Here is a 15258-nt window from a genome sequence, read left to right as displayed (position 1 = left end):
AGGCGTCCCCAGATCGCGCCGGAGGCCGCCAACCTTGCTCGTCCAGATCGGAACGCTCATCGCCGCGACGAGCCTCGTGCAGCTCGCCAACGGCTTCTTCAACACGTTCCTGTCGCTGCGGCTGACGAGCGAGGGCTTCGGCCCGACGCTGACCGGCATCGTTCTCAGCGCCTATTTCATCGGCTTCACCATCGGCGCCGTCTGGTGCGGGCCCATGATCCAGCGCATCGGCCATATCCGGGCCTATGCCGCCTTCGCCGGCATGGTAGTGGTCGGGACGGCGGCGATGCCGCTCTTCGTCTCACCACTAGGGTGGATCGCGTGCCGGATGGCGATCGGCATCGGCTGCGTCGGCCTGTTCATCACCACCGAGAGCTGGCTCAACGCCAAGGCCCCGCCCGAGCAGCGCGGGCGCATCTTCTCAGTCTACATGGTCGGCACCTTCCTCGCGCTCGCCGCCGGGCAATTGCTGATCGGCAAGCTGCCGGTCGAAACCGCCATGCCGTTCAACATCATCGTCGCGCTGTTCGCATCGGCGCTGGTGATGGTCAGCGCCACCCGCGCCGAAGCGCCGGCTCTCGCGCCGGAGGCCTCCCTGCCTTATGGCGAGCTGACCCGACAGGCGCCGATCTCGGTGATCGGTTGCGTGATCGCCGGCATGATCAGCAGCGCCTTCTACGCGCTGTTCCCGGCCTGGATGGCGCGCAACGCCATTCCCCAGGAGACTATCGCCCTGTTCATGCTGGTCGCGGTCCTCGGCGGCTTCACCTTCCAGGTCCCGGTCGGCCGCTTCTCCGACCGCGGCGACCGCCGGATCGTGCTGGCGGGGCTGGCGCTCGGCTTCTCCGTGGCGGCCGTCGCGCTCGACCTCGTGCCACGCCATCTCGGGGCCGTGCTGCCGGTCGCCGCCCTGCTCGGCGGCTTCATGTCGACGCTCTACCCGGTCTGCGTCGCCCATGCGCTCGACCGCATGCCGCAGGATCGCGTCGTCGCGGTCAGCGGCCGGCTAATCCTGGTCAGCGGCATCGGTTCGGCGCTCGGCCCGATTCTCGGCGCGCAGGTGATGGCGCAGCTCGACATCAACGGCCTGCTCTACTTCATGGCCGCCATCAGCGCCCTGCTCGCCGCCCTCGCCGCGCTACGGATCCGCCAGCGCGCCGCGCCCGAACAGATGTCCGAGCGCCCCTTCGCCATTATCGACCCGATGACGGCGCCGATCTCGCAGGAACCAGAAGCAACGGAGGCGGACGGGTCGCCGCGCCCGCTGCCGGCCTGATCAGGCCCGCGCGAGATTGGCCGAGAGCTCCGGCTTCACGTTCAGCGTCTGGAAGACGACGCAATAGCGCTCGGTCAGCTTGAGCAAGGTATCGAGCTTCTCCTGCGGCGCGTCGGTCTCGACGTCGAAGGAGAGGCGGATCGCCTTGAAGCCGACGGCGGCATCCTTGGCGACGCCGAGCGTGCCGCGGAAATCGAGATCGCCCTCGGCCCGGACCGTGCCCTTCTTCAGCTCGATCTCGAGCGCGGTCGCGACCGCTTTCAGCGTGACGCCGGCGCAGGCGACGAGCGCCTCGAGCAGCATGTCGCCGGAGCAGAGCTCGGCACCGGAGCCGCCGGTCGCCGGATGCAGACCGGCAAGCGCGATCGCCCGGCCGGTCTCGACCTTGCACGCGATGTGCTGGTCGTCGAGTTCGCCCCTGGCTTTCAGCGTGATCACCGCCGCATCGGGCGCCTCACGATACTTGTCCTTGAGCGGGGCCTGCAGAGCGCGCAGCGCGGTGACGTCCATGATCGTGATCCCTAGGGTAGAAGCATCCGGTCGCGGCTTGTCTAGCCGCTTCAGGCCGCCGCCTCCACCTCCGGCGCGACATGCCGGCTCTCCTTGTCGAGCGCCCGACGCAATTCGCGGCGGAGCGCGACGAAGCCGACCGAGCTCTCGTCACGCGGGCGTGCCAGCAGGTTGTCGAGGCTGAAGGCGATGGGACCCGGCTGCTGCGGCAGGAGGAGAATGCGGTCGGCCAGGCGCAGAGCCTCCTCGACGGAACCCGTGGCAATGACGACAGCCGGGCGTCCCTGCGTACAGAGCCCCGGCAGGAAGGCAGCCAGCCGGTCGCGCGCCTCGGAATCGAGCGCGGCGAAAGGCTCGTCGATCAGGAGCAGACGCGGCCTGACCAGCAGGAGGCGGGCGATGGCGAGCCGCAGCGTTTCTTCCAGCGAGAGCGTTCCCGGCCGCTGCGCCGCCTGCGCAGCGAGGCCGACGCGGACCAGCGCATTGGCGATCAGGCCCTCGCGTTCGAATGGTGTCGCCTTCGGCAAGGCGAAGGCGAGATTCTCGGTCAGGCTGAGCCAGGAGAAGAAGCGCGGTCTGGCGCAGAGCAGGCCGAGCTCCGCCGTCGGCACCGTGCCCTCGTCGCCCGTCAGGCCAGCAAGGGCCCGCAGCGCTTTTGAGCGCGCCTGTGCGGACACGCCCAGCACAGCGATGGCCTGACCCGACTGCGGGCGCGGCAGAGCGCTGTCGGAAGAGCGGGAGAAATTATGAAGATCGGCCGACATGACTGCTCCATCCATGACAAGGCGGAAGGAGCGCCGACGGCTTCAGGCCGTCCCGTCGTTCCCGCGCTTTAGCTGCATTTGTTTCGCGCCCGCAAGCTGAGGCTCAAATCGGCGCGTGTCCTTTCATACGGTCTAGGCGTCCGTTTTGTCAAACGAAGGGATGTCGTGGGTACGGAAGGTCGTCAGCGCGCCGCAGGGCCGCGCACGCAGGCTTCGATATTGTTGCCATCGGGGTCGAGCACGAAGGCGCCATAGTAGTCGCCAGCGCCCTCGCGCGGACCGGGCGGGCCATTGTCTCGGCCGCCGGCCGAAAGCGCGGCCTCATAGAAGGCGTCGACCGCCGCCTTGTCCGGCGCGATAAAGGCGATGTGGGCCTGGTTCAGCCCGGCGCGCGAGCCTTCGACCCAATAGGACGGACGGATCGTGCCGACCCAGAGATAGGGGATCGGCTCTTCAGCACTGCGGCCGAACAGGAACGATTCCGGACTGTTGGAGGCGGTGGCGAGGCCGAGCGGCCGGGCGATCGCGTCATAGAAGCGGCGCGCCTTGGCGAGGTCGGTGACGACGATGCCGGTGTGGTCGATCATGCCAAGTGAACCCGGCGCAGGCAGGCTTGTTCCGCGGCCGACAGCCTACCACCACATCCCGGCGCTCTCCGCCGTCTTGTGCTGGCGTGGCTCGCTGTCGGTGAGCGAGCGGTCGAGCGTGCGCAGCGCCTCGCGCTTGATCGCCTCGAAGGCCGGCGAAAGCCGGTCGCGCGGGCGGGTCAGCGGATTGTCGAGCTCGTCGAAAATGCGGCCGGGCCGCGGCTGCATCACCACGATGCGGTCCGCCAGCGTCACCGCTTCCTCGACATCGTGGGTGACCATCACCACGGTCGGCCGGCTCTCCTCCCAGAGCGCGAGGAGATGGCCGTGCAGGCTGGCGCGCGTGGTGGCGTCGAGCGCCGAGAAGGGCTCGTCCATCAGGAGCAGCTTGGGCCGGGTGACGAGGGCCCGGGCGATGGCGACGCGCTGCTGCTGGCCGCCGGAGAGCTCGCGCGGCCAGCGCGCCTCGTAGCCGGCGAGGCCGACGCGGGCGAGCGCCCCGGTGACGAGACGGGCGCGCTCCGCTGCCGGCAGGTGGCTGAGGCCGAAGCCGGCATTGTCGGCGACCGAGAGCCAGGGCAGCAAACGCGGCTCCTGGAAGATCACGCCGACATCGGCGCGTGGCTCGGTGATGGCGGCATCGTCGAGGAGGATGCGCCCCTCGCTCGGCCGGTCGAGCCCGGCCACGAGGCGCAGCAGCGTGGTCTTGCCGCAGCCGGAACCGCCGACCAGCGCCAGGATTTCGCCGGCGGCGACGGAGATGTCGATGCCGGACAAAGCGCGGGTGCCGTCGGCATAGGTCTTGGAAAGGTGGTCGAAGGTCAGCATCGCGCCCTCAGAGCCTGTCCCTGGCGGTGTCCTGCCAGGCGAGGAAAGGACGCGTCAGCGCGAGCAGGAGACCGTCGGCGAGCTTGCCAAGCACGGCGAAGGCGATGATCGCGGCGATGATCGTATCGGGCCGGCCGAGTTGCTGGCCATCGACCAGGAGATAGCCGAGCCCCTCGCTCGCGCCCATGATCTCGGCGGCGACGACGAACATGAAGCCGAGCCCGAGGCCGCCGCGCAGCGCCGTGAACCAGTCGGGCAGGATCGCCGGCAGCAGAACGCGCCGGACCATAGCGAGCCGGCCGAGGCGGAAGACGCGGCCGACTTCGACGATCTTGCGGTCGATCGAGAGGATCGCGGCGGCAACGCCGAGATAGACCGGGAAGAAGACGCCGACCGCGATTAGCGCGACCTTCGAGGCCTCGAAGATGCCAAACCAGAGGATGAAGAGCGGCACCCAGGCGATCGACGGGATGGCGCGCAGAGCCTGCAGGGTCGGGTCGAGCAGACCGCGCGCCAGCGGCAGGGCACCGGTCAGGGCGCCGAGCGCGGTGCCGACGGCGGCGCCGATGCCGAAGCCGGCGGCGACACGCCAGAGCGTCGCCGCCGCATGGGTCCAGAGTTCGCCGCTGATCGCGAGCTGCCAGAGCGTCGCGCCGACCACGCTGGGTGGCGGCATCAGGCGGCCATTGGCGAGGCCGGCCCGGACCAGGATCTCCCAGATGATCGCGAGAACGACCGGCAGCAGGAAGCCCGCGAGCCGCAAGCCGACGCGAGAAGCCGGCCGCGCTTGCGGCGCGGCCGGCTTCCCGTCAACGGCATCTGCGATCTCGATCGAACTCATTGCGACGGGATCATGCCTGCTCAGTTCGTCGCAGCAAAGCGCTTGTCGATCAGCGCGTCGACCGTCGCCTTGACGTCGGCGTTCGCCGGCAGGACGCCGGCCTGCTGCAAAGCGAGCCCGGCGGCGAGGATGGTCTCAGCCTGCGCCGGGCCGATCGTGCTGTGGGTCAGCTCGGTGCGGGTGAGCTGGCGCTCGATCACCGCGTCGGAGAGCTTGGTCGCCTCGACCAGCGCCTTCCTGACCTCGGCCGGATTGGCGAGGGCGATGGCGCGCGCCTCCTCATAGGCCTTGAGCACTTTTCGGACGAGCTGCGGGTTCTTCTCGGCGAATTCTTCGCGGACGTTGAGCACGCCCCAGGTGTTGTCGGCGGCCTTCCGGTGGAAGAGCTTGGCGCCGGCCTCGACCTCGGCGGCAGCCATCATCGGGTCGAGCCCGGCCCAGGCCTCGACATCGCCGCGCTCCAAAGCGAGCCGGCCATCGGCATGCTGCAGCAGCACGAGCTTGACGTCCTTCTCGGTCAGGCCGGCCTCGGCGAGCGAGCGGACCAGGAAGATGTGCGGATCGGTGCCGCGGGTGACGGCGACGCGCTTGCCCTTGAGATCGGCGACCTTGGTGACCTCGCTCTTGGCGCCGGTGACCAGAGCCGTCCACTCCGGCCGCGAATAGACATAGATCGACTTGATCGGGTTGCCGTTGATCTTGGCGATCAGCGCGGCCGCGCCGGCGGTCGAGCCGAAATCGAGCGAGCCGGCATTGAGAAATTCGAGCGCCTTGTTCGAGCCGGCCGAGAGCACCCAGCGCACCTTGATGCCGTCGGCCTCCAGCGCCTTTTCCAGGATGCCGCGATCCTTCAGGACAAGGCTGACGGGGTTATAGGTGGCATAATCGACGCGAATCTCCTTCGGCGCCTGCGCTTGCGCGCTGCCGAAGGCGAACGAGGCGGCGGCGAAGCCGGCGAGCACGGCGCGGCGGGTCGGAAATGAGATGACAGGCATGGCGTTCCCCTTCGGTCCATTTTGCGCGAAGGGATGGAGGCTCGTGCCTCCGGCGCCCCCGCTTTAGCTGCACTTGTTTCGCGCCCGCAAGCTGCTGGCTCAAATCGGCGCGTGTCCGATTGATAGGTTCAATCGTTCTCTTTGTCAAACAAAACACAGAACGGTGTGAGATTCACAATTCCACATATATTTAATGTTAAATTATGCTTCCGCGGCTGGCCCCATTCGTGCTAGGGATCGGTGCCGCCGCATCAGCCGAAAGCGCCGAAGAGCCTCGTTCAGTGCCGCCCTCCCCCGACAAGCCAGCCCCCCGCCTCGCCGAGTTAATCGACAACCCAACCGCTGCAGTCGGCAAGCTGGCGCGGCAGTTCAAGGATGGAGATCGCGACGGCCTGCGCAGCGCCCTGGTCGGCGCCCTGCACGACAATCTCGAGGAAGGCCGCCAGTCGGCGCGGGAGATCCTGGCCAAGTCCCGCAACGGCCTCGCCTGCGCCAAGCGGCTCTCGACCGTGATGGACAGCGTCGTCGGCGGCCTGCACGCAGCGGCGACGCGCCATTTCTATCCCGTCGAGAACCCCTCGGCTGGCGAGCGCATCGCCGTCGTCGCGGTCGGCGGCTATGGCCGCGGCACATTGGCGCCAGGCTCGGATGTCGACCTGCTCTTCCTCTTCCCCGACAAGCAAACGGCCTGGGGCGAGAGCGTGGTCGAGGCCATGCTCTACCCGCTCTGGGACTTGAAGCTGAAGGTCGGACACTCCGTGCGCTCGGTCGACGACTGCATCCGCGAAGGCCGGGCCGACATGACGATCCGCACCGCACTCTTGGAGGCGCGGTTGATCTGCGGCGATGCAGCCTTGTTCGCCGATCTCGTCCGGCGCTATGGCGCAGAGATCGCCGAGGGCACCGCCCCCGCCTTCACCGAAGCCAAGCTGGCCGAGCGCGAGACCCGCGTCACCCGCGCCGGCTCGTCGCGCTATCTGGTCGAGCCCAATGTCAAGGACGGCAAGGGCGGGCTGCGCGACCTCAACACGCTGTTCTGGATCGCCAAATACTCCTATCGCGTCGACGATTCCGCCGAGCTGGTCGAGGCCGGGCTGTTCGATGCGCGCGAGTTCGCGATGTTCCAGCGCTCGGAGGAGTTCCTCTGGCGGGTGCGCTGCTGGATGCATTTCATCACCGGCCGGGCCGAGGAGCGGCTCTCCTTCGACCTGCAGCGTCAGGTCGCGGCCGCGATCGGCTATGCCGGCCGCAGCGGCCAGGCGCCTGTCGAGCGCTTCATGAAGGCGTATTTCCTCGTCGCCAAGGATGTCGGCGACCTCACCGCGATCGTCTGCGCCGCGCTGGAAGCACGGCAGCAGAAGCCGCGCGCCAGCCTGACCAACCTGATCGGTTCCTTCACCAAGCGGCGGCGCGTGCGCGCGCTCGGCCATCCCGACTTCACCCTGCAGGGCCAGCGCCTCGCCGTCATCGACGACGACGCCTTCAAGCGCGACCCGGTCAACCTGCTGCGGCTCTACGAGATCGCCAGCCGCGACGATCTCGCCATCCATCCCGACACCAGCCGGCTGGTGACGCAGTCGCTGCGGCTCGTCACCCCGCAATTGCGGCAGGACCGCGAGGCCAACCGGATCTTCCTGGAGATCCTGACGGCGCGGCGCTCGCCGGAAGCGGTGCTCAGGCGGATGAACGAATCCGGGCTGCTCGGCCGCTTCGTCCCGGATTTCGGTCGCATCGTCGCGATGATGCAGTTCAACATGTATCATCACTACACGGTCGACGAGCACCTGATCCGCTCGATCGGCATCCTGGCCGAGATCGACGCCGGCAAGCTCGAAGCCGAGCATCCCCTGGCGAACTCGATCTTTGCGACGATCACCAACCGGCGCGCGCTCTATGTCGCGCTGTTCCTGCACGACATCGCCAAGGGAAGGCCAGAGGACCATTCGGTCGCCGGCGCGCGCATCGCCCGCAAGCTCTGCCCGCGGCTCGGCCTGACCGAGGCGCAAACCGAGACGGTGGTCTGGCTTATCGAGAACCATCTGGTGATGTCGACCGTCGCCCAGAGCCGCGATCTCGGCGACCCCAAGACGATCGAGAGTTTCGCCGCGATCGTGCAGACGCTGGAGCGGCTGAAGCTGCTGCTGGTGCTGACCGTCGCCGACATCAAGGCGGTCGGGCCCGGCGTCTGGAATGGCTGGAAGGGCCAGCTGCTGCGCACGCTCTATTACGAGACCGAGGTCGTGCTCGCCGGCGGCCACTCCGGCATCGAGCGCAAGGCCAGGGTCGAGCGCAAGCAGCAGGCGCTGGAGACGCGGCTCGCCGACTGGACTGACGACGAGCGCGCCGCCTATCTCGCCCGGCACTACCCGGCCTATTGGCTCAAAGTCGAGCCCGAGCGCCAAGAGCAGCATGCCCGCTTCCTGCGCGAGGCCGAGATTGCCGGCCGCACCACCGCGACGCGGGTCGAGACCGACCAGTTCCGCGGCGTGACCGAGCTCACCGTGCTGGCGCCGGACCATCCGCGCCTGCTCGCCATCGTCACCGGCGCCTGCGCCGCAGCCGGCGGCAACATCGTCGACGCGCAGATCTTCACCACCACGGACGGTCTGGTGCTCGACACGATCTTCGTCTCGCGCGCCTTCGAGCGCGACGATGACGAATTGCGCCGGGCCGAGCGGATCGCCGCGGCGATCGAGCGTGCCCTCAAGGGCGAGATCAGGATCGCCGATCTCGTCGCGCAGCGTCGCGCCCCGCCGCCGCGCGGCGGAACCTTCCAGGTCGCGCCCGAGGTGATCATCGACAACGTCCTGTCGTCGCGGCACACGGTGCTGGAGGTTTCGGGCCTCGACCGGCCCGGCCTCCTCTACGATCTCACCACCGCGATCGGGAAGCTCAACCTCAACATCGCCTCGGCCCATATCGCGACCTTCGGCGAGAAGGCGGTCGACGTCTTCTACGTCACCGACCTCACCGGGGCGAAGATCACCTCGACGGGGCGGCAGCTGGTGGTTCGTCAGGCACTGCTCGCCGTGTTCAATCTGGAGCTCGACAAGACGGCCTCGGCCAAGGCCAAGACCATGGCACGCGCTTGATTTCGCCGGGCCGAAGCCCGATATCGGCGACGAAGCCGGTGTGCCCCGAGGTCACGCCGCAATGATGCATGACGATCAACGATTGGGATGATGGAATGACGCAGAACCCTGCGAAGGACGATCCGAAGCCGGAAACCGAGAATCAGGACGTGGCCCAGAGCGAAGCGACCGAGACGCAGACGCCCGACCCGCTCGCCCTGCTCGAAGCCGAGCGCGACGACCTCAAGGACAAGCTGCTGCGCACCCTGGCCGAGATGGAGAATCTGCGCCGACGCACCGAGCGCGAGATCGCCGACGCCAAGGCCTATGCGGTGACGAGCTTCGCCCGCGACCTGCTCGGCTCGGCCGACAATCTGCGCCGGGCGCTGGAGAGCGTGCCGGAAACGGCGCGCGCCGCCGCCGACACTGCGCTGAAGGCCGTGGTCGAGGGTGTCGAGCTGACCGAGCGCGAGCTGCTGAAGACGCTGGAACGCCACGGCGTGCGCAAGATCGACCCGCAGGGCGAGAAGTTCGATCCGAACCTGCACCAGGCGATGTTCGAGGCACCCGATGCCGACATCGCCAAGGGGCTGGTCTCGAAGGTGGTGCAGACCGGCTACAAGATCGGCGAGCGCGTGCTGCGCCCGGCACTGGTCGGCGTCTCCGCCGGCGCGCCCAAGCCTGCCGCCAATGGCTCGGACAGACCGGCAGCCGATGCCGGCGACAAACCGGCGAACTGACGGGTGCTCGAAGCTGCGGGCGTCGTCGTCTTTGCCCTGACCGGGGCACTCGTCGCCGCCCGCAAGCGGATGGACCCGTTCGGTTTCATCCTCCTCGCCACCGCCACGGGCGTCGGTGGCGGCACCTTGCGCGATCTCCTGCTCGACCGGCGCGTCTTCTGGATCGAGGCGCCCTCCGACGTGATGCTGTGCACGGCCGTCGCCCTGGCGGCTTGGGCCGTCGCCTATGCCAAACCCGGGATGCTCGACGGCTGGGGCGCCAAGCGCCTGCTGATCTGGGCCGATGCCGCCGGGCTCGCGCTCTTCGCCGTCATCGGAGCGCAGAAGGGCCTGGCCGCCGGCGTTCCCATTCCCTCTGCCATTGCCTTCGGCGCGATGACCGCGACCTTCGGCGGCATCATCCGCGACATCATCGCCGGCGACCGGCCGATGGTGCTGTGGAGCCGCGATTTCTACGTCACCGCCGCGGCGGCCGGCGCCGGAGCGACGGTCGGCCTCGCACAGATGGGCTTGGCCCCGGTACTCGTCATGCTCGGCGGAATTGCCGCCGGCTTCGGCCTGCGCGCCGGCTCGATCCTGTTCGGCTGGTCGTTCCCGAAGCTGCCCGGCGACGACACGCCGAAAGCATCAGGCTGACGGCTTCGTCACCCGTCTGAGTGTCAGGTTGATCCGCCCCGCCTGCGGCAGCAGGCTCGACGAGCCCGCGAGGATGCGGTCGATGCCGTGAAAAGCGAGCCGGGCCTCGCCGCCGAAAGCGAGCGCATCGCCCGAAGCCAGCTTCAAGGAGAGTGTCTTGCCGCCGCGGCTAGTGCCGCCGATGCGGAAAATCGCGGTGTCGCCGAGCGAGAGCGACAGTACCGGCGCATCGAAATCCTGCTCGTCGCGATCCTGGTGCAGACCCATCTTCGCGGTCGGTTCGTAGAAATTCACCAGGCAGGCCTCGGGCGGATGCGGATAGCCTGCGAGTTCCTCCCAGGCGCGCATGAGCCGGGCCGGGATCGCCGGCCAGGGTGCGCCGGTGTCGGGATGCAGCGGCTGGTAGCGATAGCCGCGCTCGTCGGAGACCCAGCCGAGCGATCCGCAGTTGGTCATTTTGACGGAGAACGGTTTGCCGGTCTTCGGCATGCGCGGCAGATAGAACGGCGCCAGCCGCGCTGCCTCGCGCAGTTCGGCGACCAGCGCCGCCTGCTCGGCCGGATCGAGATAATCCGGCCAATGCGTCACGCCCGGCGCGACGGCGAGTTCAATCATCTCAGCACCCAGTGTCCGTCTTGGACTTCGTCAGGGCGTGACGAGACTGGGATTTTTCGAGCATCGGAGCAGAGCGTACTCAAAGTACGTGAGCACCGAAGCGCAGAAAAATCCCAGTCGCAGGCCGCCATCACGAAGCCCAAGACGGACACTCAGAACTTGTCGAGGCCGAGCACGTCGGCCATCGAGTAGAGCCCGGGCTTGCGGCCGCGGCCCCAGAGCGCCGCCTTGACCGCGCCCTGCGCGAACAGGCTGCGATCCTCGGCGATATGGGCGAGCTCGAGCCGCTCGCCGGCGCCGGCGAAGATCACCTTGTGGTCGCCGATGACGGTGCCACCACGCAGCGCTGCGAAACCGATCGTGCCGGGCTGGCGGGCGCCGACCTGGCCGTCCCGTACCGCAACCCGGGATTCGGCGAGATCGATGGCACGCCCCTGCGCCGCAGCTTCGCCGAGCAGGACGGCGGTGCCCGAGGGCGCGTCGACCTTCATGCGGTGGTGCATCTCGACGATCTCGATGTCCCAGTCGGTGCCGAGCGTCGCCGCGACCTTGCGCACCATGGCCGCCAGCAGGTTGACGCCGAGGCTCATATTGCCGGAGCGGATGATCGCGGCATGGCGTGAAGCCGCCTCCAGCTTGGCCAGATGCTGAGGCTCCATGCCGGTGGTGCCGGCGACATGGACGATGCGAGCCTGGGCGGCGAGGCCGGCAAAGGCGACGGTGGCTTCCGGCGTGGTGAAATCGAGCACGCCCTCGGCTTCGACGAAGGCGGCGAGCGCATCGTCGCTGACCAGCACGCCACTGGCGGGCAGGCCGGCGAGCACCGCTGCATCCTGGCCGAGCGCAGGAGAGCCTGGCCGCTCGATCGCGGCGGAGAGCACGCAACCTGGCGTCTCGTGGATCGCTTTGACCAGCGAACGGCCCATCCGGCCGGCGGCGCCGACGACGACGAGACGCATGTCGCTCATGGTGAAACGCTCCAGATAGCCAAAACAGGCGCCAAACGCCGACACCACAACTGCCTATAGGGCGCTTCAGTGCAGGCCGAAACGAAAAACGGCCGGGCAAAGCCCGGCCGTGCAGATTTCGGGTGTCGTCGCCGGCTCAGTCGATCGGCTGGATCGCCGCGACCTTCCACTCGCCGCCGCGCGAACGCACGAAGGTCCAGTGCTCGGTGACCTCCCGCGGGATCGTGGCGTGGCCCTCGACGACCTTGCCGCCATTGCGCTCGACCATGGCGGTGAGCAGGCTGAAGCGCATCGCGACGGTGGCGTATTCGTAGCCGTCCTCGCGCCAGGATTCGGCGAGGTCGCCCTGCAGCAGCTTGACGTCGGCAGCCTTCTCGATCAGGCCCTTGCGGGCGTTGTCGGCGAACTCATCCTCCAGCGCGCCGGAGATTTCCGGCGTCGTGATCTGGCGCAGGCGCGCAATGTTCTCGTCGGAGATCGCGGTCTGCACCTCGGAGAGCAGGCGCTCGAAGGTGCCGTAGTCGGCTCCCTGCAGTTCGAACTCGACCGGCTTGGCAGCGGCAGCGCCGCCACCGACACCCCCCATCGCCGGAGCAGCCGGCTGGGGCTGATAGGCCTGACGACCAAGGGGGCCGCCGGCGCTGGCGAGCTGCGGCTCGCTGCGGCGACGGAACAGGCGCAGCGCCAGCCAGATCAGGCCGCCGATCAGCGCGACCTGGAACAGCAGGCCGAGCATGCCGGCGAGACCGCCGAAACCGGCACCCGAGAGCAGGCCGAACAGGCCGGCGCCGAGCAGGCCGCCGGCGACGCCCATCATCAGGCTGCGCGCCATGGACGGGCGAGCCGCCTGCGCGGCAGCGCCCGCCGCACCGGCCGCCGGCGTGGCGGCCGATGGGCCGGGGGTCTGAGCCTGGTTGCGCTGGAACGAGGAGCCGGGCGCGGTCGGCGTCGGCGCGACCTGCGACTGGGTGCGCGAGCCACGGCTGCCGAAGCTGCGGCCGCCCGGGGCGGCCTCGGCGATGATCGGCACCAGCAGCAGCGCGCCGGCGATAAGGGCGATTGCACGTCCACGACGGGCGAGCGAAATCAGTGACATGGTTCCTCCCGGAGCCGGGATCGGCTCACTGGACCCGAAATATGGTTGGGTCGTACGACTTTCGCAAGGAGGGGATGGCCTGCAACCTTCGATGAACGAGCTCTGACGACATTGGGTTGCCGGCTTCGATATGCTACCGTTTCTGCCGCGTTACGCCGATCAGGCTAACGACAGGAGCAAGCCATGGTCCGATCCCGTCGGAGGCTACCCTGCTCTGGCGCCGCAACCCTGCTGTTGTCGGCTGTTTCTGCGACGATGCTGTTACTGTCCTCCTCCGTCGCCATGGCGCAGGAGCGGGCTGTCGCCCTCGACAAGCCGCGTCTGGCACAGGCGCCCGAGCCCTACTGCTATTGCTGGAACGACGGAAAGAAGATCGCGGAAGGCAGCATGGCCTGCATTCGCACCACCATGGGGCGGCGCCTCGCCACATGCGGGCGCGTCACCAATCTGATGTCTTGGGAAGTGACCGAGAACCCCTGCCCCGAGAGCTGAACGGTTCCGGCGGCTCCAAAGGAAAAGCGCCGCAGGGCCTCTCCCGCGACGCTTTCCAATTGGCTTTTTGGTCTTTTCGACTCGAGACTGACTTCCCCGTCAGAACGCTCCGATCACGATCGCCAGAACCAGCGCGAAAGCTGCTCCCATGGCCAACCGGTCGAGACTTAGCGTGAGGTTCATGTGAACCCTCCTTTGTCATTGACCTGACATGGAAGCTAGCAGAAACGGCGGCCTCCGCAAGTGGCTGCGTCGCCGCAGCCGGTGCCGTAGCAGAGAAGCATTCTTAATCAGCGGTTAAATCATTGAACTGCTTTGTGGATAGTCCCGAACAAGACCTTCTCGGCAGAAGCTTTTAGTATTGCCGAGCGCAGCATAAATCCTTGTCGCCACAATCGAGCCGAAGTTGTTGCAACGCAATATTGTCCCACGCGGGACAAGCGCCCAGGTCTCGCCGAGAAATCGTCATGCCGGCATCAGGATCAGACGCTCGAGCGCACGCGCCACGGCGATGACGCGGGCATCGTCACCGAAGCGTCCGACGAGCTGGAAGGAGACCGGCAGGCCACGTGGGCCGCGCGTCAGCGGTACGGTCAGGCAGGGCGTGCCGAGCAGGGTCCAGAGCCGATTGAACTTGGAATCACCGGTCGAGGCCAGGGTCTCCGGCGCCTCGCCCGGCGCGGCATAGGTCAGGACGAGATCGACCTCGCCGAGCCAGCGCTCGGCCGCATGCCGGCCGCGCCGGGAAGCGGCACGCGCCGCGTCATAGTCGTCAGGCGTCGTGGCTCGGGCCTCGTCGAGATAAGCGCGCAGCTTCGGCGGCAGGTCTTCGCGATGGTTGGCGTATTCCCAGGCGAGCGCTTGCGTCGCCTCCCAATTCTGCAGCGGACCGTGGGCATAGAAAGTCTCTGCAAGCTCGGCCGGCGTCGCAATGTCCTGGACAGTGGCGCCACCTTTGCGAGCGATCTCGGCGATACGCTGCAACGCGCCCTCGCAGGACGGTTCGGGCTTGTCGGTGAACTCCTGCCGGCAGAGGCCGAGCCTCAGCCCGGCCAGCGAGGCTTCGGGCGCGTCGAGGTCCGGGCGGCCGGTCAGCGTCGCCAGGGCGAAGGCGAGATCGTCGGCGCTGGCCGCCATCAGGCCGAGCGTGTCGAGCGACCAGGAGAAGGGCTTCACCCCGACTGTCGGCAAGAGCCCGTAGGACGGCTTGATCGCGGCGACGCCGCAATAGGCGGCGGGCCGGATCACCGAGCCGCCGGTCTGGGTGCCGATGGCGAGCGGGATCAGGCTGGCGGCGACTGCCGCCGCCGAGCCGGCCGAAGAGCCGCCGGGGCTGGCCGAGGGATCGTGCGGGTTGCGGGTCGGAGCGGGATCGAGGAAGGCGAAGGCTGTCGTCTGCGTCTTGCCTGCCACGCTCGCGCCGGCCGCCTTCAGCGCCATCACGATCGGCGCGTCGGCCTTGGGCTGGTAACCGTTATAGATCGACGAGCCCATGCCGGTCGGCAGGTCGGCGGTGTCGATGATGTCCTTGACGCCGACAGCGACGCCCGACAGCGGCCCTTCGCCTGCCGACAGCTTTTCAGGACGAGCCGCGAATGCGCGCAGGTCCGCATCGCGCTCGTCGATTCGCCGTTCGCTGTCGGCAAGGGCGGCCTGAGCGGAAACTTCGCCATTGGCGACGCGGCGAGCGATATCGCGAACCGAAAGCATGGACCTGTCCCTGGAATCTGCGCGGCGAGGTCGCCGATGCGGTCATGCTGGCACAGGCCAAGCGCCGAAAGAAAGCCGGGAACGTCCCCCCGCAGACGGGGTATGCAGCCGGTGCGCCGCTGGAGCGCC

The 15258-nt window shown here is 68.1% G+C and carries 15 protein-coding genes; 5 read left to right on the top strand and 10 right to left on the bottom strand.

Translation table 11 applies throughout. The features are described 5' to 3' along the window. Positions 1-34 precede the first annotated feature (34 nt). On the top strand, positions 35-1276 hold the full coding sequence (locus ACQKLX_RS15075) for an MFS transporter (RefSeq protein WP_427362380.1): 1242 nt from the start codon (positions 35-37) through the stop codon (positions 1274-1276). Here ACQKLX_RS15075 and ACQKLX_RS15070 read toward each other — a convergent pair whose 3' ends face one another. The 6 genes from ACQKLX_RS15070 to ACQKLX_RS15045 form a co-directional block, all read right to left on the bottom strand. Beyond that, positions 1277-1786 (bottom strand): OsmC family protein, encoded by a 510-nt coding sequence (locus ACQKLX_RS15070; protein ID WP_427362379.1) that lies wholly within the window; start codon positions 1784-1786, stop codon positions 1277-1279. A gap of 50 nt (positions 1787-1836) precedes the next feature. Next, positions 1837-2550 carry an ATP-binding cassette domain-containing protein gene (locus ACQKLX_RS15065; RefSeq protein ID WP_427362378.1) on the bottom strand — a complete coding sequence of 238 codons (714 nt, stop codon included), beginning with the start codon at positions 2548-2550 and terminating at the stop codon, positions 1837-1839. 182 nt (positions 2551-2732) lie between these two features. Then, positions 2733-3137 (bottom strand): VOC family protein, encoded by a 405-nt coding sequence (locus ACQKLX_RS15060; RefSeq protein ID WP_427362377.1) that lies wholly within the window; start codon positions 3135-3137, stop codon positions 2733-2735. Positions 3138-3182: 45 nt separating this feature from the next. Next, a complete protein-coding gene (locus tag ACQKLX_RS15055) occupies positions 3183-3965 on the bottom strand; it encodes an ABC transporter ATP-binding protein (protein WP_427362376.1) in 783 nt (260 codons plus the stop codon). Positions 3966-3972: 7 nt separating this feature from the next. Then, entirely contained in the window at positions 3973-4806 is an 834-nt protein-coding gene (locus tag ACQKLX_RS15050) for an ABC transporter permease (protein ID WP_427362375.1), read from the bottom strand. A 20-nt stretch (positions 4807-4826) separates the two neighbouring features. Beyond that, positions 4827-5801 carry an aliphatic sulfonate ABC transporter substrate-binding protein gene (locus ACQKLX_RS15045; protein WP_427362374.1) on the bottom strand — a complete coding sequence of 325 codons (975 nt, stop codon included), beginning with the start codon at positions 5799-5801 and terminating at the stop codon, positions 4827-4829. 326 nt (positions 5802-6127) lie between these two features. Between ACQKLX_RS15045 and ACQKLX_RS15040 the strand changes: the two genes are divergently transcribed. The 3 genes from ACQKLX_RS15040 to ACQKLX_RS15030 all read left to right on the top strand — a co-directional run bounded on the left by ACQKLX_RS15040 (position 6128) and on the right by ACQKLX_RS15030 (position 10248). Then, positions 6128-8893 carry a [protein-PII] uridylyltransferase gene (locus ACQKLX_RS15040; protein WP_427362547.1) on the top strand — a complete coding sequence of 922 codons (2766 nt, stop codon included), beginning with the start codon at positions 6128-6130 and terminating at the stop codon, positions 8891-8893. 68 nt (positions 8894-8961) lie between these two features. Then, a complete protein-coding gene (gene grpE / locus ACQKLX_RS15035) occupies positions 8962-9612 on the top strand; it encodes a nucleotide exchange factor GrpE (protein WP_427362373.1) in 651 nt (216 codons plus the stop codon). Between the two features lie 3 nt (positions 9613-9615). Next, complete coding sequence (locus ACQKLX_RS15030; RefSeq protein ID WP_427362372.1) at positions 9616-10248, top strand: trimeric intracellular cation channel family protein; 633 nt, start codon at positions 9616-9618, stop codon at positions 10246-10248. Here the strand turns inward: ACQKLX_RS15030 and ACQKLX_RS15025 are convergent. From ACQKLX_RS15025 to ACQKLX_RS15015, 3 genes are all read right to left on the bottom strand, one after another. Continuing rightward, a complete protein-coding gene (locus ACQKLX_RS15025) occupies positions 10240-10863 on the bottom strand; it encodes an alpha-ketoglutarate-dependent dioxygenase AlkB family protein (protein WP_427362371.1) in 624 nt (207 codons plus the stop codon). The two genes, ACQKLX_RS15030 and ACQKLX_RS15025, sit on opposite strands and share 9 nt — an antisense overlap. Positions 10864-11015: 152 nt before the next feature. Further along, positions 11016-11822 (bottom strand): 4-hydroxy-tetrahydrodipicolinate reductase, encoded by an 807-nt coding sequence (dapB, locus tag ACQKLX_RS15020; protein WP_427362546.1) that lies wholly within the window; start codon positions 11820-11822, stop codon positions 11016-11018. Between the two features lie 145 nt (positions 11823-11967). Then, positions 11968-12927 carry a TIM44-like domain-containing protein gene (locus ACQKLX_RS15015; protein WP_427362370.1) on the bottom strand — a complete coding sequence of 320 codons (960 nt, stop codon included), beginning with the start codon at positions 12925-12927 and terminating at the stop codon, positions 11968-11970. Positions 12928-13182: 255 nt separating this feature from the next. On the opposite strand from ACQKLX_RS15015, the gene ACQKLX_RS15010 reads away from it, so the two are divergent. After that, entirely contained in the window at positions 13183-13419 is a 237-nt protein-coding gene (locus ACQKLX_RS15010) for a hypothetical protein (protein WP_427362369.1), read from the top strand. 465 nt (positions 13420-13884) lie between these two features. On the opposite strand, the gene ACQKLX_RS15005 is transcribed toward ACQKLX_RS15010, so the two are convergent. Next, complete coding sequence (locus tag ACQKLX_RS15005; RefSeq protein ID WP_427362368.1) at positions 13885-15129, bottom strand: amidase; 1245 nt, start codon at positions 15127-15129, stop codon at positions 13885-13887. Between the last annotated feature and the right edge of the window lie 129 nt (positions 15130-15258).

It is taken from the genome of Allobosea sp. NPDC003192, from assembly GCF_050275675.1.
Classification (GTDB): Bacteria; Pseudomonadota; Alphaproteobacteria; order Rhizobiales; family Beijerinckiaceae; genus Allobosea.
Note: the sequence above shows the minus strand (reverse complement) of the source record. Positions and strands in the feature narration are given on the sequence as shown.